General features: G+C 30.2%; 19 protein-coding genes. 9 read left to right on the plus strand and 10 right to left on the minus strand.

What is annotated here, in order from left to right:
- Nucleotides 1-41: 41 nt before the first annotated feature.
- Both aroB and AQ1685_RS11625 read left to right on the plus strand, forming a co-directional pair.
- Nucleotides 42-1,100: a 3-dehydroquinate synthase gene (aroB, locus tag AQ1685_RS11620; protein WP_095072323.1), complete on the plus strand. Its 1,059-nt coding sequence runs from the start codon at nt 42-44 to the stop codon at nt 1,098-1,100.
- Nucleotides 1,101-1,278: 178 nt separating this feature from the next.
- Nucleotides 1,279-2,619: a hypothetical protein gene (locus AQ1685_RS11625; protein WP_095072325.1), complete on the plus strand. Its 1,341-nt coding sequence runs from the start codon at nt 1,279-1,281 to the stop codon at nt 2,617-2,619.
- Nucleotides 2,620-2,689: 70 nt separating this feature from the next.
- Here AQ1685_RS11625 and bshA read toward each other — a convergent pair whose 3' ends face one another.
- Both bshA and AQ1685_RS11635 read right to left on the minus strand, forming a co-directional pair.
- Nucleotides 2,690-3,814: an N-acetyl-alpha-D-glucosaminyl L-malate synthase BshA gene (gene bshA / locus AQ1685_RS11630; protein WP_095072327.1), complete on the minus strand. Its 1,125-nt coding sequence runs from the start codon at nt 3,812-3,814 to the stop codon at nt 2,690-2,692.
- Nucleotides 3,815-3,940: 126 nt separating this feature from the next.
- The gene (locus tag AQ1685_RS11635; protein WP_095072329.1) at nt 3,941-4,786 is read right to left on the minus strand and encodes a transketolase; all 846 of its coding nucleotides are present in this window, start codon (nt 4,784-4,786) and stop codon (nt 3,941-3,943) included.
- 528 nt (nt 4,787-5,314) lie between these two features.
- Here AQ1685_RS11635 and AQ1685_RS11640 point away from each other — a divergent pair.
- The 3 genes from AQ1685_RS11640 to AQ1685_RS11650 all read left to right on the plus strand — a co-directional run bounded on the left by AQ1685_RS11640 (nt 5,315) and on the right by AQ1685_RS11650 (nt 10,545).
- Nucleotides 5,315-6,787 (plus strand): helix-turn-helix domain-containing protein, encoded by a 1,473-nt coding sequence (locus AQ1685_RS11640; RefSeq protein WP_157730195.1) that lies wholly within the window; start codon nt 5,315-5,317, stop codon nt 6,785-6,787.
- A 79-nt stretch (nt 6,788-6,866) separates the two neighbouring features.
- The gene (locus AQ1685_RS11645; RefSeq protein WP_095072333.1) at nt 6,867-10,109 is read left to right on the plus strand and encodes a S41 family peptidase; all 3,243 of its coding nucleotides are present in this window, start codon (nt 6,867-6,869) and stop codon (nt 10,107-10,109) included.
- A gap of 16 nt (nt 10,110-10,125) precedes the next feature.
- Nucleotides 10,126-10,545, plus strand: coding sequence for a hypothetical protein (locus tag AQ1685_RS11650; RefSeq protein ID WP_095072335.1), 420 nt, complete (start codon nt 10,126-10,128; stop codon nt 10,543-10,545).
- Between the two features lie 65 nt (nt 10,546-10,610).
- On the opposite strand, the gene AQ1685_RS11655 is transcribed toward AQ1685_RS11650, so the two are convergent.
- The 4 genes from AQ1685_RS11655 to dnaB form a co-directional block, all read right to left on the minus strand.
- Nucleotides 10,611-11,870: an asparagine synthetase B gene (locus AQ1685_RS11655; RefSeq protein WP_173862355.1), complete on the minus strand. Its 1,260-nt coding sequence runs from the start codon at nt 11,868-11,870 to the stop codon at nt 10,611-10,613.
- A 28-nt stretch (nt 11,871-11,898) separates the two neighbouring features.
- The gene (locus tag AQ1685_RS11660) at nt 11,899-12,513 is read right to left on the minus strand and encodes a M949_RS01915 family surface polysaccharide biosynthesis protein (RefSeq protein ID WP_157730196.1); all 615 of its coding nucleotides are present in this window, start codon (nt 12,511-12,513) and stop codon (nt 11,899-11,901) included.
- Nucleotides 12,514-12,690: 177 nt separating this feature from the next.
- A complete protein-coding gene (locus AQ1685_RS11665; protein ID WP_095072341.1) occupies nt 12,691-12,882 on the minus strand; it encodes a hypothetical protein in 192 nt (63 codons plus the stop codon).
- Between the two features lie 8 nt (nt 12,883-12,890).
- Nucleotides 12,891-14,420, minus strand: a complete 1,530-nt coding sequence (gene dnaB, locus AQ1685_RS11670) for a replicative DNA helicase (protein ID WP_095072343.1) — start codon at nt 14,418-14,420, stop codon at nt 12,891-12,893.
- A 126-nt stretch (nt 14,421-14,546) separates the two neighbouring features.
- On the opposite strand from dnaB, the gene AQ1685_RS11675 reads away from it, so the two are divergent.
- From AQ1685_RS11675 to lysA, 4 genes are all read left to right on the plus strand, one after another.
- On the plus strand, nt 14,547-15,623 hold the full coding sequence (locus tag AQ1685_RS11675; protein ID WP_095072345.1) for a DUF3810 domain-containing protein: 1,077 nt from the start codon (nt 14,547-14,549) through the stop codon (nt 15,621-15,623).
- On the plus strand, nt 15,616-16,164 hold the full coding sequence (locus AQ1685_RS11680; RefSeq protein WP_095072347.1) for a hypothetical protein: 549 nt from the start codon (nt 15,616-15,618) through the stop codon (nt 16,162-16,164). Before AQ1685_RS11675 ends, AQ1685_RS11680 begins: the two co-directional genes overlap by 8 nt.
- 23 nt (nt 16,165-16,187) lie before the next feature.
- Nucleotides 16,188-17,426, plus strand: coding sequence for a peptidase T (pepT, locus tag AQ1685_RS11685; RefSeq protein WP_095072349.1), 1,239 nt, complete (start codon nt 16,188-16,190; stop codon nt 17,424-17,426).
- A gap of 252 nt (nt 17,427-17,678) precedes the next feature.
- Complete coding sequence (lysA, locus tag AQ1685_RS11690) at nt 17,679-18,902, plus strand: diaminopimelate decarboxylase (RefSeq protein ID WP_394341860.1); 1,224 nt, start codon at nt 17,679-17,681, stop codon at nt 18,900-18,902.
- A gap of 201 nt (nt 18,903-19,103) precedes the next feature.
- On the opposite strand, the gene AQ1685_RS11695 is transcribed toward lysA, so the two are convergent.
- From AQ1685_RS11695 to rpsF, 4 genes are all read right to left on the minus strand, one after another.
- Nucleotides 19,104-22,316: a TonB-dependent receptor gene (locus AQ1685_RS11695; protein WP_095072353.1), complete on the minus strand. Its 3,213-nt coding sequence runs from the start codon at nt 22,314-22,316 to the stop codon at nt 19,104-19,106.
- 98 nt (nt 22,317-22,414) lie between these two features.
- The gene (rplI, locus tag AQ1685_RS11700; RefSeq protein WP_095072355.1) at nt 22,415-22,864 is read right to left on the minus strand and encodes a 50S ribosomal protein L9; all 450 of its coding nucleotides are present in this window, start codon (nt 22,862-22,864) and stop codon (nt 22,415-22,417) included.
- Nucleotides 22,865-22,879: 15 nt separating this feature from the next.
- Nucleotides 22,880-23,179 (minus strand): 30S ribosomal protein S18, encoded by a 300-nt coding sequence (rpsR, locus tag AQ1685_RS11705; protein WP_173862380.1) that lies wholly within the window; start codon nt 23,177-23,179, stop codon nt 22,880-22,882.
- Nucleotides 23,180-23,182: 3 nt separating this feature from the next.
- Entirely contained in the window at nt 23,183-23,524 is a 342-nt protein-coding gene (gene rpsF / locus AQ1685_RS11710; protein ID WP_095072357.1) for a 30S ribosomal protein S6, read from the minus strand.
- Between the last annotated feature and the right edge of the window lie 65 nt (nt 23,525-23,589).

Genomic DNA, 23,589 nt, shown 5'->3' on the forward strand with positions numbered 1-23,589 from the left:
TTTAATAATTTCTACTTAATTTGCATCTTTTATATCAACCAATGAATACAATTCAAGCAACTACATATCCTGTACATTTTTCTGACAAAGCATATCAAGAATTAAATTTATATTTAAAAGAAAATACGTATTCATCAATTTTTATTTTAGTTGATGATAATACCTTTGAATGTTGCTATCCTAAATTTATACAACGCTTAGAAACCGACTTAAAAATTGAATTAATCCAAATCGATCCAGGAGAAATTCATAAGAATTTAGATACTTGTTTAGGCGTTTGGAATGTAATGACTGAATTAGGTGCGGATCGTAAAAGTTTATTAATTACACTTGGTGGTGGTGTAATTACTGATTTAGGTGGATTTGTTGCTTCTACATTTAAAAGAGGAATTGATTTTATTAATATTCCTACGACATTACTTTCTATGGTAGATGCTTCTGTTGGTGGAAAAACTGGAGTAGATTTAGGAGTATTGAAAAATCAAATTGGTGTATTTGCTAATCCGCAAATGGTTATAGTAGATCCTGAATATTTACATACATTAGATCCTCGTGAAATTCGTTCGGGTACTGCAGAAATTATCAAATATGGTATGACGCACGATATTCGTTTGTTTAATCAAATAAAAGATAATACTGAGTTAAATATTGTTGATTTAATACATCGTTCTGTAGAAATTAAAAATGAAGTTGTAACTGAAGATCCTAAAGAAAAAGGCTTACGTAAAGTTTTAAACTGGGGACATACAATTGGACACGCTGTTGAATCTTACTTTTTAGATGCTGAACACAAAGAAAATCTTACTCATGGTGAAGCTATAGCTATAGGAATGGTTTGTGAAGCTTATTTATCTTCTAGAATTTTAAATTTCCCTGAAGAAAAAATAGCTGAAATTAAAAACGCGATTGTAAATATTTATGGGAAAATTGAAATTTTACCTGAAGATATAAACCCCATAATGGCTTTACTAATTCACGATAAAAAAAACGAAGCAGGTATTGTTAAGTTTGTTTTATTAAATGATTATGAAGATTTCGAACTAAGCTGTGAAGCTTCTGAAGAATTAATTCGTGAAAGTATTAACTTTTATATAAACTAAAACACTGATAAAACTGAAAATAACTACAATTAATGCTGTCAATAGTTTACTAATGATGGCATTTTTTCGTTTTAATATCCTGTAGATTAAGTTTAAAATATTATAACTTCTAATTAACCAATTCGTTCTTTCTGCGTTATAAATTTAGATTTCAAATATTAACCTTAAATCTAATCGCATGAAAAAATTTTTACTTTTTACCTCTTTATTACTTTGTTTCTATTCATTTGCTCATAGAGTAGATATTGGATATGAAATAGTGAACTTAAGTTCTAACTATCGTACAGCAAAAAATATTTTTTGCAATCAAAACCCTAACCTTTTGAATAAAAGAAAAATTAACTTGATTTCAGATGGTAATCATGAAGAATTAACTGTCGGAAAAATGTTTTGGTTTGAAAATGATGGTAATCCTATGTATATCTACATTGCTAGAAAAAACGCCAGCTCATTTAGAGACAGGGATTCTTTTTTATTTTCTGATTTCAGACTACAAAACTTCATTTGTGAGGATACAAAATCTTATGATGCTAGAAACTTAGGGACCAATGCCTTTTTAGCAAATCAAATCTATTGTAATCAAAATCCAGCTACTGCAGGTTCTCGTATGGATTTAAATGTTAGTGAACCTAGAGGAAGTAGTAGGTTAGCTCCAGGAAAAATCTATAAATTTAATGATGAAGGAACTGTAAGATATATTTACATTGTTAGAACAAGAAATGGCGAATTTAGAGATCGTGACACTTTTTCGAAATCTGATTTTTCTTTACAAAATATTACTTGTGAAGACACTAAATCTTATGACGCCAGAAACTTAGGAACCAATGCTTTTTTAGCAAATCAAATCTATTGCAATCAAAATCCAGCTACTGCAGGTTCTCGTATGGATTTAAATGTTGGTGAACCTAGAGGAAGTAGTAGATTAACTCCAGGAAAAATCTATAAATTTAACGATGAAGGAACTGTAAGATATATTTATATTGTTAGAACAAGAAATGGTGAGTTTAGAGATCGTGACACTTTTTCGAAATCTGATTTTTCTTTACAAAATATTATTTGTGAAGACACTAAATCTTATGACGCTAGAAACTTAGGGACAAATCCTTTTATTATTCAAAATATTTATTGCAATCAAAATCCGGCTACAGCAGGTTCTCGTATGGATTTAAATGTTAGTGAACCTAAAGGAAGTAATAGATTAATTTCAGGAAGAATTTATAGGTTTAATGATGAAGGAACTATAAGATATGTATACATCATTAGATCTAGATCAGGAGAATTCAGAGATCGTGATACTTTCTCTAAGTCTGATTTCACTTTACAAAACTATTTTTGTGAAGATGATTATGATGATTTTTTAAGAAAAATAACTATTTATAACAAGAAAGGAATAAAAGTTAAAGAGCAAAAAATTAATCATATAGATGAAGAAAAATCATTATTAAAAACTCTACCTAAAGGACTTTATTTTATCAAAGATGATAATGGTAATTCTAAAAAGATATTTAAACAAAATTAAAATTCTTTTTCGCTTAAAGATTAAAAAAGCTAATGTGTAACACATTAGCTTTTTGCTTTTTCATATCTATCTAACTAAAAGCTGTCTGATAAATATTCTCATATTGAGGTAAAATTTTATCTAAAGAAAACTGTTTAGTGTGTGCTTTTGCTCTTTGCTTAAATCCTAATAAAGTAGCATCGTTTTCCAAAATTTTTAATGTATTGTTGGCCATATCTTCTACATCACCTACATCGCTTAAAAAACCTGTTTCTCCATGTACATTTACTTCAGGTAAACCTCCAGCATTAGTTGAAATTACAGCCGTATTTGCTGCCATAGCTTCTAATGCCGCTAATCCAAAACTTTCTGCAGCTGATGGTAATAAAAACACATCAGAATAGCATAATAATTTAGCTACTTCATTACTATTTCCTAAGAATAAAATTTTATCATAAACTCCTAACTCTTTGGCTAAAACTTCAGCTTTAGAACGTTCTGGTCCATCGCCTACCATCAATAGTTTTGCAGGGATGTTTTGTTGTACTTGGTGAAATACTTTAACGACATCTAAAACTCTTTTTACAGGTCTAAAATTACTAACGTGAGTCAAAATTTTTTCGTCAGGATTAGCTACGGCACTTCGCATACATTCTTCTTGATCTGCAATATCATATTTAACAGTATCAATAAAATTGTATACAACCTTAATATCTTTCTCAATAGAAAACAATCGTAAAGTATCTTCTCTTAAACTATTAGAAACTGCCGTTACTTCATCTGATTTGTTAATACTAAACTCAGCAGCTGTTTTGTATGAAGGATGACTACCTACTAATGTGATATCTGTACCATGTAAAGTCGTTACTACTTTTACCTTTATTCCTTTTTCTTTCAGCATTTTTTTTGCCATATAAGCAGCATAAGCGTGAGGAATAGCATAATGTACATGTAAAACTTCTAAATTATATTGCTTTACAACTTCTACCATTTTTGTAGATAGTGCTAATTCATAAGGTTGGTATTGAAACAAAGGATATTCTTCTAACATAACTTCATGAAAATGTAGGTTATGTGAAATAAAATCTAAACGAACAGGTTGATTGTATGTTATAAAATGAACTTCATGTCCTTTATTAGCTAATGCCATTCCTAATTCAGTTGCCATTACTCCACTTCCACCAAAAGTAGGATAGCATACAATACCTATTTTCATCGAGTTAAAATTGTTTGATCTTTTAGTACGTAAAAATACATATTTGTTTACGTCGATATGTTAATAATAATAAAAAAGAAACGCCGCTATGTTGAGTAGCGGCGTTTTATATTGATATTAATCTGATTAGTAATCTCCTAAAGTAGTAGGATTTTGAGCTAATGCAGATTCTAATTGCTCATCGTTAGGTGCTTTTCCATGCCAAGCATGTGTATGCATCATAAAATCTACTCCATTACCCATTTCTGTATACAATAAAATACAAACTGGTTTTCCTTTTCCTGTTCTAGATTTTGCTTCATTTAAACCTTCTAAAACAGCAGCAACATCATTACCTTGCTTAACTTCTAAAACATCCCATCCAAAAGCTTCAAATTTAGCTTTTAAACTTCCCATAGCTAATACTTCATCTGTAGTACCATCTATTTGCTTTTCGTTTACATCTACAGTTGAAATTAAGTTATCAACTTTTTTAGCAGCTGCATACATTACAGCTTCCCAAACTTGACCTTCTTGTAATTCTCCATCACCGTGTAAAGAGAATACTAATTTATCATCGTTATTTAATTTCTTAGCTTCTGCTGCACCAATTGCAACACTCATTCCTTGTCCTAATGAACCAGATGCAATTCTAATTCCCGGTAAATGTTCGTGAGTAGTTGGGTGACCTTGTAAACGAGAATCTAATTTTCTGAAAGTAGCTAATTCTTCTACTGGAAAGAAACCACTTCTTGATAAAACACTATAATATACTGGTGAAATATGACCGTTAGATAAGAAAAATAAATCTTCGTTTTCTCCATTCATATTAAAATCAGTAGAATAATCCATTACCTCCTGATATAAACATGTAAAAAATTCTGCACATCCTAATGATCCACCAGGGTGACCTGAATTTACTGCATGCACCATACGAAGTATATCTCTACGTACTTGTTGTGTAAAATCTTGAAGTTGTTGTGTTGTTGGCATTGTATATTATTTTGTGGACACAAAAGTAATAGAATAAGAATGAAAAAAAAGATAATTTTTGAGAAAAAAGGGCTCGTCTATTTGGTTGATTAAGTTTTCTTTTTCGTAAGAGATTTTCCCGTCCTCTTTAGTTCCCCCGAACCCTTTTCTGGGTTCAAAGTAAATTCTAAAGTTTTAATTATACAATAAATTGTACCTCTCTTTTATAAAAAACCAGTCCTAAAACATCCAAAACACTGTAAAACAAGGGTATAAAACAGACATTTATTTTTAAGTTTTTAATACTTATTTTTGTTGAAAATCGCTCTGTTAATGAATTTTTTTAGATTCTTCTTTTTCTTCATTGTTTCTTTTTTCATCACTATGAGTTTAAAAGGACAAGAAATTATAAATGATAGTTTGATTGAAAAATCATACAGTTATTATACTGAAATGTATAACAGGAATTTTAAAAATGCACCCAAAGCAAAAATTTATGCTGATGCATATTTCAAAAAAGCTAAACGAAGAAAAAATATTGATTACATGTTGACTGGTAAATTTTTACTTTCTCAATACAAAAATGACTATACAAGTTTCTATTCTTTTTGTGACTCACTAATGCTGATAAAAAACAAAGAAAAAGATTACACTAATTTTTTAAGAATCAAGTGCAGAAAAGGTGAAGTTTTATATCATGACAATCTTTTACAAAAATCTCTAGCTGAATTTATTTCAATAAAAGAAATATTAAAAGATAAAAAAAATGATAGTATTAGGTTCTTATCTGAGTTTTACATTGGTAATATTAAAATGTCAAGTAATAATGAAGAAGCTATAACCATTCTTAAAGGTTTATTATCTCAAACAAATAAACAAGAGATCAACCTTCATATGAAATCTAAAATATATGAAAAAATAACATTAGCCTATTCTAAATTAAAACAGTTTGATTCTTCATATTATTATCTTGATAAAGCTCATGGGGAATATGCTGGTAACATAGAAGATCTTAGAAATACCATATATTTAAATGCAAAAATCTCATATGAAAAACAGAATTTCAAAAAAGCTATAAAATATCTAGAAAGATATATTAGGTATATAAAAAATGACTATCAATATACTAAAAGATTATCGCATTGTTATACATTATTAGCTCTCTGTTATGATCGAACAGATAATTATGAGAAAGCAAAAAAATTTCATCTTAAAGTTGATTCCATTTACAATAAAGAAAATGTAATAAATTCTGAAATTGAAAAAACGTATTACTTTCTAATTCAACATTCAAAAAATAAAAATAACTTAACTCAACAGCTAAACTTTTTAAATAGTTTAATTGATATCAACAACTATAACAACAAGGCAAGTCTAGAACTAAATAAATCGCTCTCTGAAAATTATGACAAACCAAAACTTATCGCCGAAAAAAATGAAATCATAGCTAAACTAAAAGAGAAAGCAAATAAAAATCAATTATATAAAATATTATATGGAACTGGAATTTTGATTGTTCTTCTAGTTTTATTGCACCAAACCAAAAGAAAACGCAACTATAAACAACAATTTTTAAAGCTAATTGAAGAAGAACAAAAATCAACTATTTCGATTGAAAATACGATTTTGTCACCTAAACAAGATTCTTATCAAATTTCTAAAGAAGTAAGCGAAACTCTCTTAAAAAAACTAGACGTATTCGAAAAAAATAAAGAGTTTTTAAAACCAGAAATCAATCTTAAAAAGCTAGCAGATCAATTAGAAACAAATTCTTCTTATCTGTCAAAAGTTATTAATCAACACAAGCAACAAAATTTCACTAACTATATTAATCAACTGCGTGTAAATTACATAATAGTGGAATTAAAACGTAATACTACTTTGCAAAAATATACGGTAAAGGCACTTGCAGAAGAAATTGGTTTTAAAAGTTCGGAATCATTTTCCAAAGCTTTTTACAAATTTACCAATGTTAAACCTTCTTTCTTTATTAATGAATTGAGAAAAATTAACTCAAATTAAATACTTTTCAAGCTTTTTAACCAAAATTAACATAATTAACCCCCATCTATTTAGTAGATTGGCCGAAAAAATTAACCAAATGAAATATATTTCAATAATATTTACATTATTAACCTTTAATTTATTCTCACAAGAGCGCCCCAACTGGTTAAGGCATTCGTCTATTTCACCAGATGGAAAAGCAATAGTTTTTACATACAAAGGAGATTTGTACAAAGTTCCTTCTGCCGGAGGAAATGCTATACAACTGACTTTTCATAAAGCTCATGATTATAAAGCTATTTGGAGTAAAGACAGTAAAAAAATTGCTTTTGCTTCTAATCGTTATGGTAATTTCGATATTTATGTAATGGATGCTCGTGGAGGAGCTGCCGAAAGATTAACTTTTCATTCAACTAATGAAATTCCATTTTCGTTTTCAGCAGATAATAAAAATATAATCTTTGGAGCTCAACGTCAAGATCATGTAAAACATAGGCAATATCCTACAGGATCTCAACCTGAATTGTATAGCGTTCCTGTTTCTAGTGGTAGAGTGAGCCAGTTGTTAACTGTACCAGCTGAAGATGTTCAAGTATCTAAAGATGGGAAAACGATGCTGTATCACGATAAAAAAGGAGGAGAAAATGAATGGCGTAAACACCACAAATCTTCAATCACAAGAGATATTTGGAGTTACGATACTAACAACAAAACTCATAAAATGATTACTTCATTCGAAGGAGAAGATAGACAACCTATTTTTTCTGAAGATGAAAAAAGTATGTATTATTTAAGTGAAAAAAGTGGAACATTTAATGTTCATAAAATGAACTTAAACAATCCTAATCAAGATCAACAGATAACTAGTTTCAAATTGCATCCTGTTCGTTTTCTAAGCATGGGTAACGGAACTTTAAGTTTTGGTTACGACGGTGAGTTATATACAATGAAAGAAGGACAAAAACCTTCTAAAGTAAATGTAACTATCAGAACACAAAGTATTGACAACAGTGACAAATTTGTATCTATAAATGGAGGTGTAAATGAAATGGCTATTTCTCCTAACGGAAAAGAAATTGCTTTCATCGCTCGTGGTGAAGTTTTTGTAACTTCTGTAAACGAATCTTTTACTAAAAGATTAACGAATACACCAGAAAGAGAACGTTTTGTTACTTGGACACCAGATGGTAAATCTGTCGTATATAGTAGTGAAAGAAATGGAAGATGGAGTATTTATAAAACTGAAAAAGTTAGAAAAGAGGAACCTTTCTTCTTTGCTTCAACTTTAATAAAAGAAACTCCATTAATTGAAAATAAATCAGATAATTACTTACCTGAGTTTTCTCCTGATGGATCTAAAATTGCTTTTGTTGAAGGTCGTCGTACTTTAAAAGTAATGGATTTAAAATCTAAAAAGCAAGTAACATTACTTACTCCTAAAGACTTATTCCATATGAGAGATGGAGATAAATATTATACTTGGAGTCCAGATAGTAAATGGTTATTAGTTGGATGGAGTAAAACGTTAAGTAATAGCGAAGTTTTGTTAATGGCTGCAGACGGGTCTAAACGTGTTAATTTAACAGAAAGCGGTTATAGCGATTATTATCCGAAATGGGTTAATGGCGGAAAACAAATGTTATGGTTTAGTAACCGAAACGGTTTAAAATCTTACGCAACTAGTGGTCAGTCTCAAACTGATGTATACAGTATGTTTTTTACACAAGATGCTTGGGATCAATTCAATCTTAGTGATGAAGATTTCAAATTAATGGAAGCTATTAAAGCTGAACAAAAGAAAAACAAGAAAAAAGATACTAGTAAAAAAGATAAAAAAGACGATAAGAAGGATAAAAAGAAAACGGATAAAAAGAAGGAAGTTAAACTGCTTACTTTTGACTGGGATAGTATGAAAGACCGTACTAAAAGACTTACTATCCATTCATCTAGTTTAGGAGATGCTGTTTTATCTAAAAAAGGAGATATTTTATATTATTTAGCTCGTTTTGAGGGAAAAATGAACCTTTGGAGTACAAATTTACGTACAAAAGAGACTAAAATGGTAATGCGTTTAAATGCTAATTTTGGTTCTCTTCAATGGGATAAAGACATGAAAAACTTGTACTTATTAAACGGTGGAAGAATCTCTAAAATCGCACCTGCTAAGAAAAGTAATAAAGGGATTAAGATTAATGGTGAAATGGAACTAGATACAAATGCTGAAAGAGAAGCTATGTTCGATCACGTTTGGCTTAGAACTAATGCTATTTTCTATCATCCAGATTTTCATGGTATCAATTGGAAGCAAATGAAAAAGGAATATAAAAAGTACTTACCATCAATTGGTAATTCCTTTGAGTTTTCTGAAATGCTTTCTGAAATGTTAGGTGAATTAAATGTATCACATGCTGGTGCGGGCTACAGAAATAGTATTTACAATGCTGACGCTACTGCTTCTCTTGGAATTTTCATGAATTACGACCACAAAGATGATGGTATTTTAATTGACGAAATCATAAAAGATGGTCCGTTAGACAAATCCTCTTTAAATGTAAAAGCAGGAATGATTATTGAAAAAATTGATGGTGCTACTATCGATAAAAATGTTGATGTTGCTAAATACTTAAATAGAAAAGCTAGAAAGTTTGTTTTATTAGATATCACAGATCCTAAAACTAAGAAAAAACAAACCATAACCATAAAACCAATTTCTCTTGGTAAAGAAGGTAGTTTATTATACAAAAGATGGGTAAAAACCAACGAAAAAGAAGTAGAACGATTAAGTAATGGAAAATTAGGATATGTTCATATCCCTGGAATGAGTGATGGTCCATACAGAAGTATTTACAAAGATATTATGGGTAAATTCTTTGAGCGTAAAGGAATGATTATCGATACTCGTTTTAACGGTGGTGGAGATTTAGTTGCCGATTTAGCGATGTTCTTTACTGGTGTACCTTTTATATCTTATGAAACAGAAGCTAAAGTTGTTGGTGGTGAGCCTACATCTCGTTGGACAAAACCAACATTAACTATGTTTAATGAAAGTAACTATTCTGACGGGCATTGTTATGCTGCTGGATATACAGATCTTAAAATTGGTAAAACAGTAGGAATGCCTGTTCCTGGAACTTGTAGTTTTGCTGGTTGGGAAGGTTTACCTGATGGAAGTTACTGGGGAGTTGTTCCTGTTAGTGCCAAAGATAAATCTGGTAGATGGATGGAAAACAACCAAACCGAGCCTATGATTAAAATAAAGAATATGCCTGGTATTATTGATAAAGGTCGTGATCAACAATTAGAGCGATCTGTTCAAGAAATGTTAAAGGATTTGAAATAGTTTTACCTGAATTTAAATGATAATAAATCAACCTTTTACTATAACTAATTCTGTTACTGTATCCGATGGAGGCACTAAATATATTATTGGTAATGATAAAAATGATAATAAGTTTACTATATGTATTTATCAATTTGTATTTAAAGAAAATTTTAATTCTAAACGAATTCCTGGACGATTATATTTTAATGACTTATTAATTGACATTCGTTCAGATATCGAAAAAAATATAGTTGAAGCTTTAGAAAAATGTATCGTTAAAAGTGATTTAACTGAAATTAGTTTTTCAAGTAGTTTAAGTAAAATTAAAGATGTTACTAATTTAGCTGAAGCAAATGATATAGGTCCTGGATTTGCTGACTCATATCTTATAAAACTTATACTTGATTATATTAAATCTGACCTTTACATTAAAAATTCAGAAAAGTTTAAGTAAAACAAACTATTTAAATAAAAAAAGCAAAACCAATTGGGTTTTGCTTTTTTATTATTCAATATATTTTAAGTTTTCTGCTTCTTCTTTTTAGCTGCTGGGAATAAAACATTATTTAAAATTAAACGATATCCTGGTGAAGTTGGATGTAAATCTAATTCTGTTTTTGGATCCCCTACTCTATGCTGATAATCTTCAGGATCATGTCCACCATAGAAAGTAAATAATCCTTTCCCTTTTGTTCCGTGTATATATCTCGCTTCTCTATTCGTTTTGTTTTCACCTAAAACCATTACGTTAGACTTAACTGATTTTCTTTCGAAAGAAGTGGTTTGCCCCATAAAACCTTTTACTAATTGTGTATGATTTTGACATAGCATAGTTGGAACTTGATCCCATTTTGCTGAGAAATCTTTTAACACAAAATAATCTACTTCCTTATTAATTCTACGTTTTCTTGTCATGTCTATAGAAGAAAACTCGTAAGTAGTTGGATTACGAATCAATTCAAAATTTTTAAATGCAAAGGTTTTATTGTAATTTATTTTTGATTGATAATTAGGTTCCGAAGGATCACCATCAAACATCGCTTCACAAATATCTACACCATCAGCGGCTAAAGCAATATCAAAACTATCGGTCGCAGAACACATGGCAAACATAAATCCTCCACCAACTACAAAGTCCCTTATTTTTTTAGAAACATCGCGTTTTGCTTCAGAAACTTTACTGTAACCTAGCTTTTTTGCTAACGCTTCAGCATCTTTCTTTTGCTGAATATACCAAGGTGCAGTTCTAAACGCTCCATAAAATCTACCATACTGTCCAGTAAAATCTTCGTGATGTAAATGTAACCAATCATATAACAATAATTTATCGGATAATACTTCTTCATCATACACTACATCAAATGGAATTTCTGCATAAGTTAATACCATCGTTACTGCATCATCCCAAGGCATTTTATCTTTGGGAGAATATACCGCTATCTTCGGTGCTTTTTCAAGAGTAACAGCTTCTTGATTTTTACTAGGAGAAGATATTTCTTCTAGTATTAGTTGTGATTTTGCATCTGAAATCACTTCATACGATACTCCTCTAATTTTACATTCTTGAACAACAGCGTCATTATTTTCAATTAAAAAAGCTCCTCCATCATAGTTTAATAACCACTTTGCTTTTAAACCATTTTTAAGTCCAAAAAATACAATTCCATAAGCTTTTAAATGATTTTTCTGATTATCGTGACTCATCGGCAAATAAATAAAAGATGCCGATACAGTTTTAGATATTAATATAATTACTAATAATAGTATGTATTTCTTCATATTACTTTACGTAAAAAAGTTTTTGATATTATTTTTGAGGTACTAATAACTGTTCTTTTTCAAACTGAAACCTCCTTTTAGAAGACACATAAATATGATTAAAATTTGTGAATCCTTTTTCATCTATCTCTTCTAAAAGTGTTTTAATTTTCTTTCTTATTAGCAAAGGCATTTTAAAAACAGATGCATCTACTTGTGTTGTTCTTGCATCATCTAGATCAGAATTTTGATGTCGTATTGCTTTTTTTTCATCTTTATGGTATACTAATATTTTCATTCGATCATCTCCATGATCTTCTTCATTAGTTCCATAAATTATAATTGGTTCCATAAAACCATCACCATCATAATCTTTAACTTCAATATATTTTGTCCAAAACCATATTGAACTTTCCTCAATATATTTATCCTTGTAAATAAAGTCTCTTAACGACCACTCTTCTTTTAACAAACCATTTTTTAGTCTGAAATTAAAAGCTTGAATTGAATCATTTTGTTTTGTCTCGATACTATTTCTAATATCTTTTCTTTCAGTTAACACTAAATAGTTTTCACCAGTTCTGTCATTATACTTATAAACTCTAACAATTGGATACTTTATTTTTAACACTTTCTTTTTTGCAGATGAAAAAATTTTATCCACTTCAGTTACATTTAATATTTTAGATTCAACAATCTGTGAGAAACAGGATGAAACAACTAAGAAAAAAATAAGTGTATGACTAAACCTCATTTAACTATTCGTGATAAATAATAACTAAAATACACAATTACTATAAAGCAATTGTGTATTTTAATATTTTTTGTGATTTGTTTTGTGCTATTTTTCTGTCCAATCTTTAATTTTCTTATCTAATTCAGGAAAACCAATGTAAGATAAAAGCATTGCTATTGGCATACCTATAATAGTTTTAAAGAAAGCTTTGGGACCCTTTTTAAATTCATAACTATATCCCCAAATAAAAATGAATAGATATATTGATATTACAGATATGATAAAAACTATTTCCACTCTATATTTTAAAACGGCACATCATCATTAAAATCTGGAGTTGAAGGTGGTTCTGGAGCTCCAAAAGCATCTGTTGCAGATGGGGATGGTAAAGAACCAGACTCGAATGTATTCATACTTGATTGAAATTCACTACTAAACCCTTCTTCTAAATCTGAGAATTTAGCTAAGTGTCCTGTAAATTTCAAACGAATATTATCTAATCCACCATTACGGTGTTTTGCTACAATAAACTCTCCTTGTCCTTCACATGGCGAATGATCATCATCATCCCATTCTGTCATACCATAATACTCTGGACGGAAAATAAACGATACGATATCGGCATCCTGCTCAATCGCTCCAGATTCACGAAGATCGGATAAAAGTGGACGTTTACTTCCTCCACGAGTTTCTACCGAACGTGATAACTGCGATAATGCAATTACTGGTACATCTAATTCTTTTGCTAAAGCTTTTAAGTTACGTGAAATCATCGAAATTTCTTGTTCACGGTTACCTCCTGCTCCACCAGCTGTCATTAACTGTAAATAATCAATAATTAAAATTTTAACACCATGTTGCGATACCAAACGACGCGCTTTTGCTCGTAAATCAAAGATTGAAAGTGCTGGAGTATCATCTATAAAAATAGGCGCATCAGAAAGTTTCTTCACTTTTACATTTAATTGCTCCCATTCATGCGGTTCTAAATTTCCTTTACGTAATTTTTCAGAAGTTAATCCAGTTTCAGAAGAAATCATACGAGTAATTAACTGTACCGATGACATCTCCAGAGAGAATAACGCAACTGCATGATTAAAGTCAATTGCCATATTTTTCGCCATCGAGATTACAAATGCCGTTTTTCCCATACCAGGACGAGCTGCAATAATAATTAAATCGGTAGGCTGCCAACCAGAAGTAAGTGCATCTAACTTGGTAAAACCAGTAGCTAAACCACTCATTCCTTCTTTATTCGAAATTTCTTGAATTTTATTTATTGCCTGTTGCACAAGAGATTGTGCATTTTCAGCTCCTTTTTTAAGGTTTCCTTGTGTTACTTCAAAAAGTTTTCCTTCGGCATCATCTAGTAAATCAAAAACATCTGTAGTTTCATCATAAGCACTTTCAATAATTTCCGAAGAAATAGAAATTAGTTTTCGTTGAATAAACTTCTCTAAAATGATTCTAGAGTGAAATTCAATATGTGCAGAAGAAGCTACTTTTTGTGTTAATCCAATAATATAAAAATCTCCACCTGCAATTTCTAACTTACCTTCTTTTCTTAACTGATTAGATACTGTAAGTAAGTCAATCGGTTCAGAATTTTGAAACAAAGCATAAATTGCTGCATATATTTCTTGATGTCTTCTATCATAAAAAGCCTCAGGATGCAAAATATCAATCACTTCATCAATTCCCTTCTTATCGGTCATCATAGCTCCTAATACAGCCTCTTCAAGATCTAATGCTTGTGGCGGTAATTTTCCTTTTTCTAAATTAACAACTTTAGATCGGTCAACTCTACCTCCCCTTAAACTTTGTGTTTTCTCCATGGTGACAAAAGTAATTTTTTAGGTTCACATAGTTCCTTGTTTTATACATTTTTCTTTTTTCACAAAAAATGTAAACAAAACTGTTACTAATGTGTTGATAACATTTTTGTTTTTTATTTTTACGTAATGAAACTACAAAAGAAACATGTATTTCTCGCTATGTTATTGCCTTTGCAATATTTCATTGTACAATTTTTAAGCCAAAAACCTGCATTCATAGAAGAATACTATTCAAACGGAATATACCCATATATTTCAAGATTTTTTAGAATTATTTTAGGTTGGTTACCGTTTTCTTTTGGTGATCTTTTGGGTTTAATTTTGATTTTCTTGTTCGTCAGACAAATTTATAAGCTAATTAAAAATAAACTTCAAGGAATCGTCAATAAATTAATTCAATTTATTGGGGTTTTATCTATCACCTATTTTTGTTTTTATACTTTTTGGGGGCTAAATTATTTTAGAAAACCACTAGCTGATAATTTAGGTTTACAACAATCTAAATATACTACAGAACAATTAATTAATACTACTCAAAAAACAATTGAAATTTTTAATCAGATTCATCTTGAAATTACACAAAATGATACTTTAAAAATTCAGGTCCCGTATTCTTCTAAAGAAATATACGATAAAGTACCAAACGCATATCAAAAAGTTGCTGTAGATTATCCTCAACTTGCTTACAAAAGCCCAGCTATAAAAAATTCGCTAGTCAGTTTATTTCAATCTTATAATGGAACTGCTGGCTATTTAAATCCTATTACAGGGGAAGCTCAAGTAAATAGTATGTTACCTAAAGCAGGATACGCTGCAACTACTTGTCACGAAGTTGCACATCAAATTGGTTGGTCAGCAGAAAATGACGCAAACTTTTTAGGCTTTTTAGCCTGTACTTATAGTGATGATATATATTTTAACTATTCTGGATATAGAATGGCTTTTCGGTACTGTATGCGAGAAATTAGAAAACGTGACAGAGAATTGCATAAAAAACTTTGGGAAACAGTTAATAAGGGAATTAAAAAAGAACTAAAAGACAATTATCTATTCTGGAAAAAATATGAAAACCCAATAGAGCCGTATATTAAAAAAGGGTATAATTCATATTTGAAAGCGAATAATCAAGCAAAAGGAATAGAATCTTACAGCTATGTTGTAGATTTGCTTATTGCCTATTTTGAACAAAAATATTATGACTAAGTATTTACTATTAATTTTCAGTATTTTCTTGTGTATATCTTGTGATTCTAACCAACTAGGAAAAGAATTTTCTTGCGAATCGCCTTCACCTAATAACTTAGAAACTGTTGAAGATTTTAAGAAAAAATTCTCAGTAAAATTTCCTAAACATTGGAAAATAAATTTGTATTACGAAGATGCTGTATCATCAATTTATGCAGCTGATACAACATTAGCTCTTTCTAAAGCTACCTTAATTGATGTATCTTTTATTAACAACCCAGATAATATCGACGACAACTTTGTTTACAAAGTGAAAAAAGATAATGAAGAACTTCAATTAACTGAAGTAAAAGCGAATAGAATTAAATTTAAAAGAAAAGACGCATATTATAATTTAGCAAAAGGAAAAAGAGGTAAATTCAATTATCATATTTTAAACTTTTATAGTAAAACCCAAACTGGTTTTATTCATGCAAAAACTGAAATTTATGGTGATTCTTTAATTGACTCAAGACTTTGCTCAGCAATTACACTACTAAACAAAATACAACTTAAATAACATACAACAAACATATTAAATTAATGAACAAACAAAATATTATAGATCGATTCATAAAATATGTTACTATAGATACTGAATCTGATCCTAATAATCCAGCTTTTCCTAGTACAGAAAAACAATGGGATTTAGCTAAAATATTAGAACAGGAATTGATAGCAATAGGAATGGAAGATGTAGAGTTAGATAAAAATTGTTACCTAATGGCTACTTTACCAAGTAATATTGATTATGAAGTACCAACAATTGGATTTGTAGCTCATATTGATACAAGTCCAGATTATACTGGAGCAAATGTAAAACCACAAATTCATGAGAATTACGATGGTGAAGATATTGTATTAAATAAAGAACAAAATATCATTTTATCACCTTCGTATTTTGAAGACTTACTTTTATATAAGGGACAAACTTTAATTACTACAGATGGTACTACATTATTAGGTGCCGATGACAAAGCTGGTGTTACTGAAATTGTTTCTGCAATGGAATATTTGATACAAAATCCAGAAATAAAACATGGTAAAATAAGAATTTGTTTTACTCCTGACGAAGAAGTTGGAAAAGGTGCGCATAAATTTGATGTAGATAAATTTGGTGCTCAATGGGCATATACAATGGATGGAAGTCAAATCGGAGAATTAGAATATGAGAATTTTAATGCCGCTGGAGCTGTTATTACTATCAATGGTAAAATAGTTCATCCAGGTTATGCAAAAGGGAAAATGGTAAATTCTATGACTATTGCCAGCCAATTTATAAATGCTTTACCAGCTAAAGAGGTTCCAGAACATACTACCGGTTACGAAGGATTCTTCCATTTACATAGCATAGAAGGAAAAGTAGAACAAACTATTTTGAGATATATTATTAGAGATCATGATATGGATCTTTTCCAAAAGCGAAAAGAAACTATGAAATCTATAGTAAAAAAGATAAATGAAGAAATAGGTAGCAATGCTATTCAGGTAGAGATTAAAGATCAATACTTCAATATGCGTGAAAAGGTGGAGCCTGTAATGTATATCGTTGATATTGCTGAAGAAGTAATGAAAGATCTTGGTATTACTCCATTAATTAAACCTATCCGTGGAGGTACTGATGGATCTCAACTATCTTTCAAAGGATTACCTTGTCCAAATATTTTTGCAGGTGGACATAATTTTCATGGTCGTTATGAGTATGTACCTGTTGAATCAATAATGAAAGCTTCTGAAGTAATTGTTGGAATTGCAGAAAAGATTACTGAAAAATTCAAGTAAAAATTACATACATATTATAAAAAGAAAAAACTCTGGTGAAGAATACCAGAGTTTTTAATTAACCTCCTATTAAAATCAAATATATGAAAACACTCCCATCAATTTTGATTTCGATACAAAGATAATACATTTTTTTACCAAAAACCAAGTAAAAATTGCAATTTGTAATAAAAAAATGTAATTTTTTTACATAATAGGCTTTTGTGTTATATTCTCACATTCAATTTTTTTTCATTTTTTATATCTCTACATTTGAAAAAAATTAATTTTAAAATGGAGAACAACTTACTATTAGATCTAGCCAAAAAGCATGGAAGCCCTTTGTATGTTTATGATACAGAGAAAATTACAAGTCAATATAAAAGAATTACTAAAGCTTTTTCTAAGGTAAAGAATGTAAAAATTAATTACGCTACTAAAGCACTTTCTAATATTAACATATTAAAAGTGTTTAATAAACTAGGTAGTGGGTTAGATACTGTTTCTATACAGGAAGTTAAATTAGGATTATTAGCTGGATTTGATCCAAAAGACATTATTTATACTCCAAATGGTGTTTCATTGAAGGAAATTGAAGACGTTGCTAAGCTAGGTGTTCAAATAAATATTGATAATTTATCAATTTTAGAATTATTTGGTCAAAAACATCCAAATATTCCAGTTTGTATTCGAATAAACCCGCATGTTATGGCCGGTGGTAATTCTAAAATTTCTGTTGGACATATCGATTCTAAGTTTGGAATTTCTATCCATCAGGTACCTCATATTAAACGAGTAGTAGAAAATACAGGTATGAATATTAATGGAATTCATATGCATACTGGTTCTGATATTCTTGATGTTGATACTTTCTTAATGGCAACTGAAATCCTTTTTAACACCGCTAAAGAATTTAAAAATATAGAGTTTATTGACTTTGGTAGTGGATTTAAAGTACCTTATAAAGAAGGAGATATAGCTACAAATATTGAAGATTTAGGAAAGCATTTATCAAAAAGATTTAATGATTTCTGCAAAGAATACGGTAGAGACTTAACATTAATGTTTGAACCTGGTAAATTTCTTGTAAGTCAAGCTGGATATTTCCTTGCTACAGTAAATGTAATCAAACAAACGACTTCTACAGTTTTTGCTGGTATCGATAGTGGATTAAATCACTTAATTAGACCTATGTTCTATAATTCATATCATTTTATTGAAAACCTATCGAATCCGAAAGGAAGAGAACGTTTTTATAGTATTGTAGGTTACATCTGTGAAACGGATACTTTTGGTACAAATCGAAGAATTAATGAAATAAGAGAAGATGATATTTTATGTTTCCATAATGCTGGTGCATATTGCTTTTCTATGGCTTCTAATTATAACTCAAGATATAGACCTGCAGAAGTTATGGTTCATGAAGGAAAAGATTATATAATTCGAAAGCGAGAGACTTTTGATGATATCATGAGAAATCAAGAAATCGTAATTTAATTCATAAAAAAACTCCGACTAACGTCGGAGTTTTATTTCTTATATAATTAAATAATCCCCTAAATAAATTATATAAAAGTATATGCATTAGCAAGTTGCAACTTATTCTAATATTTTAAACAGGAAAAACCCTGTTTTTAAAATGGGAAAACCGCAATTTAAATTGCGGTTTTCTGCATTTGTATATTTTTCACTTCTTTTTTAGAAGATGTAACGTAAACCTAACTGCATCTGCCAGCGAGAGTTTAAGCTTGAATCAAAAGTAAAAGTCTCAACTAAGTTACCTCCAAAAGTGTAAGTAGGTACTCCAGTATTTTGATCTACTACGACACCTAATGGCTGTACATTTACTGGCTGTTGTACAACTCCCCAAGCTGAATTAATTAAGTTCCCAACATTTAAAACATCTACACTTAATTGAATGGTATTTTGTTTGTTTTCTGAAACATTGAAATTAAAATCTTGTAATAATTTAACATCCCATCTGCTTCTCCAAGGTGCTAAAGCTCCGTAACGTTCTACGTACTGTCCTCTCCTACCACTTAAATATTCATCTTGTTGAATGTATTCTTCAAAGGCTTGTGCTTGTCCAGCACCAGAAAATTGCATTTGAGTAACTTCATCTGAAGTTGGTACGTATAATAAATCATTTACTCTAGATCCATCATTATTAATATCTCCACCATATGTGTAATTAAACCTTCCTCCTTGAGCGTATTCAAAGAAAGTAGCTATAGTTGTTGCAAATTTATCACTTGCATAATTAAATTTCTTCGAAGCTACTCCGATAATTCTATGCGTATCTCCATACCTAGAAAAAGCTAATACATCGTTATTTGCATTTCCTATAACAGGGTTAAAAGCAAAAGCATCACCTGTAATTTCAGCTTCAATAGAATTTACATCTTTAGAGTTTAAATAACTATAAGCAATATTTGTATATAAACCATTTTCAAATGATTTCTCTACTTTAAAAGTAGCGTTGTATGTTCTTCCTTTGTCTGAATTTGTAAATACATAGGCATTCGTTTGACCTCCAAATTGGTTTAACGCTTTATCTGCATCTGTATATATAGACCTAGTATCTCCAGGAGCTGCTAAATTACCTGTAGGATTACTTAACCCCCAGTTTTGTACATGAGCTCCATTAATATCTTGTGTATATGCTAAATCTGTACTTACTACAAATCCGTTTTCGAATTTATAATCTAGACCGATATTTGTTCTCCAAACTTGTGGAAATTTAAAATCTCTATCTACTGTTTGATAGAAAAAGAAATCTACTCCTTGAACTTGGTTTCCTAACCACACAAAAGGTAAACGACCTGTAAATAAACCTGTTCCTCCTCTTACTTGTAATTTATTTTCTCCATTTACATCCCAATTAAACCCTAATCTTGGAGAAATTAACCAATCGTTAGAAGGTAAATTTAAAGAGTTTAATGTTGTCGCTTGATTTGTTTCTGGATCGAAATATACATTTCCAGGCTGGTAAGTTCCTTTTCTATCTATATTCTCTTGAATTTTTACTTTAGTATCAAAAAATAAAGGTTTATCAAAACGAACTCCGTATGTTAATTTTATATCATCGTTAATTTCATACTCATCTTGTAAATAAAAAGCTAACTGACCAACATTAGTTTCTGCTAAAGACCAACCGCCTGGATTACCAATTCCGTTAGCAGTTAATAGGTTATTCGCCGAAATAGCTGCATCAAACTGAGCTTGATATGTCGCTACTAAAGCAGCCTCTCCTGCTGCATCTAAATTTCTGAAATCATTAATTGAACCCGATGGAAAGAATACTCCTTGAGCTCCGTAAGCTCCTAAATTAAAAGAATTATCAAACATGAATTTTTCAAAAGAAAAACCAACTGTAATTGTATGATTTCCTTTAAAGAAATTCATATTATTTGTAATTTGAAGTACTTTTTGATCTAATGTATTATTAATAGAAAATGGTTCATGACCAGCAATAATATAGTTTGAAGATCCTGCAGCGTCTAAAATAGTGATTGAAGGAGCTGGCGTAGATAATGGATTTCTAAAATCATCAAATTGAGTATACCCAATTTGTAATTTATTAGAAGTTTCTTCATTAAAATTAGAATTTAACTCTAACAAGAAAGAATCAATATTATTGTTGATCTCATACCCTGCATTTTCAAATTGTAATGTAGCAGCACTTGGACCTCTAAATCCTAAGGCTGTTGGATGAGCTGGATTTTCTTTAGAAGCTCTTAAGAAATTATAAATGAAAGCTAACCTGTGCTTCTTATTTACATTCCAATCTAATTTAAAAATACCTTTTACTGATTCTTGATCAAATGTAAAGCCTTCTATAGCACCAGGGTTGTAGAACACATCGTTTCCTTGTGCATCAGTTCCTACTACAACTTGACTTAAAATATTATTTACTAACTGTAAATCATCTCTTGTAACTCTAGAATCGTTAACTCCTATAGTAGTACCAGAACTTGGTTGAAAATTAGATCCTAAATCAACTCTATCATCTTTTTCAAAATTAGCAAAGAAAAATAATTTATCTTTAATTATGGGTCCGCCAATACTTACTCCGTATTGAACTTGATTTAATTTAGGCTTAAATACATCGAAACCTGAAATTTTTCCTCCAGTCAAATCTTGATTTCGGTAAAAACCATATACTGTACCTTTAAATTCGTTTGTTCCACTTTTGGTAACCGCATCAACAGAAGCTCCTGTAAAACCTGCTAAAGTAACGTCATACGGTGCTACAGAAACAGAAATTTGTTCAATTGCATCTAAGGAAACTGGTTGAGCCCCTGTTTGTCCACCAGGAGTTGCAGCATCTAATCCAAAAGGATTATTAAAAATAGATCCATCCAAAGAGAAGTTATTAAATTGATCATTTCTTCCTCCAAAAGATCCATTACTTGCTGTTGGTTCTAATCTCGTAAAATCTGCAGCTGATCTAGAGATAGTAGGTAAAGTTTTTAATTGCGTTGAAGACACACTTGTTTGTGCTCCTGTTCTATCGCTATTAAAGATTTTACTTTTAGATGCTGAAATAACTACTTCATCCAATGTTTGACCATCTTCAGATAAAGTAGCATCTATGTTAGTTGTTTTTCCTAATGTTAGAAAAACATCATCAACTTCTTTAGATTTAAAACCTACAAAACTAAATGTAATTTTATATGGTCCGCCAACACGTAAGTTAGGTACCGTATATTTTCCATTGTCTTGAGCAACTGCTCCAGAAACTGTTCCAGATGGTACGTGTAAGACTACGATATTTGCTCCAAATAAAGGCTCGCCATTTGTATCTGCAACCAGACCTTTAATTTTAGATGTAGTAACTTGTGCACTAATATTAAGTGCGACAAAAAGTAAGGATAAATATAAAATTTTCCTTATTTCAAAAGATTTCATATTATTTGATTAAGATTAATTTGTTAAGACAAAATTAATAAAAAAAGCACGCTCAACATTTTGAGCGTGCTTTTTAATATAGATTTATTTTACTGTTTTTACTTCTCAGCAACAACTTCAAATACGATGTCTACAATAACAGATCTGTGTAAACGAACAGCTGCATTATATTTACCTAATCTTTTTACGTTACCACCAGTAACTTTGATAAACTTCTTTTCGATTTCTGTTCCCTCTTTAGCTAAAGCTTCAGCAACATCTGCATTATTAACCGATCCAAATAATTTATCTCCGCTTCCTACTTTAGAAGCTATTTTAATTTCGTAACCTTTAACAGTTTCTGCTAACTTGTTAGCATCTTCTACTAATTTAGCTTCTTTAAAAGCACGTTGCTTTAAGTTTTCTGCTAATACTTTCTTAGCTGAAGAAGTAGCTAAAACTGCATATCCTTGAGGTATTAGGTAATTACGTCCATAACCGTTCTTAACAGTTACAACATCATCTTTAAAACCTAAATTTTCTACGTCTTGTTTTAATATCAATTCCATTGTTCTACTTCTTTTTTATTTTAACATATCACCAACATATGGCATTAAAGCTAAGTGACGAGCTCTTTTGATAGCTTGTGCAACTTTACGTTGATATTTTAATGAAGTTCCTGTTAAACGTCTTGGTAAGATTTTTCCTTGTTCGTTTACTAAATACATTAAGAAATCAGCATCTTTGTAATCAATGTACTTGATACCGTTCTTTTTGAAACGACAATATTTAGCTTCCTTCTTAGTTTCAATGTCAAGTGGAGTTAAATAACGTACTTCTCCTTGCTTGTTTCCTTTTGCTTGTTGTTCAATTGATGACATAATTGATTACTTTTTTGCAGATTTAACTCTTTGTCTTCTCTTTTCAGCCCAAGCAGCAGCGTGCTTGTCTAACTTTACAGTTAAGTAACGCATGATACTATCGTCACGTCTAAACTCTAATTCAAATGGAGAAATGATTTCACCAGATGATTTGAATTCAAACAAGTGATAGAAACCACTTTTTTTCTTTTGAATTGGGTAAGCTAATTTCTTTAAGCCCCAATCCTCTTTGTGGATCATTTCTGCACCTTTTGAAACTAAATAGTCCTCGAACTTTTTTACTGTTTCCTTTATCTGAGTTTCAGATAAAACGGGATTCAAAATGAAAACAGTTTCGTAATGATTCATAATTAAATGTTTAAATTATTTTTTAAAGCGTGCAAATATAACATTTATATCTCTAATTAAATAGT

This window comes from Tenacibaculum jejuense, from assembly GCF_900198195.1.
GTDB classification, from domain to species: Bacteria; Bacteroidota; Bacteroidia; order Flavobacteriales; family Flavobacteriaceae; genus Polaribacter; species Polaribacter jejuensis.

Bases quoted from the DNA above. Each gene is read 5' to 3' on its own strand.
- AQ1685_RS11635 (WP_095072329.1), bottom strand. From the start codon at position 4,786: ATGCCAACAACACAACAACTTCAAGATTTTACACAACAAGTACGTAGA.
- aroB (WP_095072323.1), top strand. From the start codon at position 42: ATGAATACAATTCAAGCAACTACATATCCTGTACATTTTTCTGACAAA.
- AQ1685_RS11650 (WP_095072335.1), top strand. From the start codon at position 10,126: ATGATAATAAATCAACCTTTTACTATAACTAATTCTGTTACTGTATCC.
- rplI (WP_095072355.1), bottom strand. From the start codon at position 22,864: ATGGAATTGATATTAAAACAAGACGTAGAAAATTTAGGTTTTAAAGAT.
- AQ1685_RS11695 (WP_095072353.1), bottom strand. From the start codon at position 22,316: ATGAAATCTTTTGAAATAAGGAAAATTTTATATTTATCCTTACTTTTT.
- dnaB (WP_095072343.1), bottom strand. From the start codon at position 14,420: ATGGAGAAAACACAAAGTTTAAGGGGAGGTAGAGTTGACCGATCTAAA.
- AQ1685_RS11645 (WP_095072333.1), top strand. From the start codon at position 6,867: ATGAAATATATTTCAATAATATTTACATTATTAACCTTTAATTTATTC.
- AQ1685_RS11680 (WP_095072347.1), top strand. From the start codon at position 15,616: ATGACTAAGTATTTACTATTAATTTTCAGTATTTTCTTGTGTATATCT.
- rpsF (WP_095072357.1), bottom strand. From the start codon at position 23,524: ATGAATCATTACGAAACTGTTTTCATTTTGAATCCCGTTTTATCTGAA.
- AQ1685_RS11625 (WP_095072325.1), top strand. From the start codon at position 1,279: ATGAAAAAATTTTTACTTTTTACCTCTTTATTACTTTGTTTCTATTCA.
- AQ1685_RS11655 (WP_173862355.1), bottom strand. From the start codon at position 11,870: ATGAAGAAATACATACTATTATTAGTAATTATATTAATATCTAAAACT.
- bshA (WP_095072327.1), bottom strand. From the start codon at position 3,814: ATGAAAATAGGTATTGTATGCTATCCTACTTTTGGTGGAAGTGGAGTA.
- pepT (WP_095072349.1), top strand. From the start codon at position 16,188: ATGAACAAACAAAATATTATAGATCGATTCATAAAATATGTTACTATA.
- AQ1685_RS11675 (WP_095072345.1), top strand. From the start codon at position 14,547: ATGAAACTACAAAAGAAACATGTATTTCTCGCTATGTTATTGCCTTTG.